Genomic DNA, 698 nt, shown 5'->3' with positions numbered 1-698 from the left:
TCGTTACTATATCGGTGACTATACGATGCAAGAGGCCTTTGAGAGAACTGGCCGCAGTGTCAATATCACCGTGTCCCCTGTGAAGCATCAGCAAAAAGAGAGGCTTTTAAGCGGTTACACATCGCCTAACTTAATGATGTGGAGCGCGGCGCTGGCGTCTTGTGCTGTTCCTAGTATCTTTCCTCCTGTTCAGTTGCAGCAAAAGGATGAGAAGGGAAATCATGCGGCCTATATGCCAAATATGCGTTGGGTGGATGGAAGTGTGGTTTCTGACTTGCCGATCGAAAGGTTGATGCATTTGCACGATGTTAACTTCAGCATCGTTAGTCAAACAAACCCGCATGTTGTGCCGTTTCTAAAAGAAGAGCATGCCGACAAGAATCGTTTACGCGATTTACCGAGTAAAATCTTGAAAGGAGAGCTTCGCTTCCATGGTCAAGCTGTGTCTGATTATCTTCGTAAGCACAACCAAAATGAAATTGTTAGACAAGGCGCAGGCCAAATCTATTCCATGCTTTCGCAACGTTATCAGGGTGATGTCACTTTATATCCCAAATATAAGTTGAGTCATTATGCGAAGGTTCTTTCAAATCCATCAAGCGACTTTATTTCAGAGCTAATGATGCAAGGTCAGCGCGCTACTTGGCCGCGTTTAGCTATGATTCGAACTCACGCAAAAATTAGTAAGACGCTCGAGC

At 45.0% G+C, this 698-nt stretch carries 1 protein-coding gene; it reads left to right on the top strand.

Annotated elements, in window-relative coordinates:
• Positions 1-25: 25 nt before the first annotated feature.
• Positions 26-698, top strand: a 673-nt coding sequence (locus A3739_RS02710) for a patatin-like phospholipase family protein (protein ID WP_231876983.1), incomplete at its 3' end; no start/stop codon positions are given.

Source organism: Oleiphilus sp. HI0067, from assembly GCF_001635735.1.
This window is presented reverse-complemented; position numbering and strand designations above follow the sequence as displayed.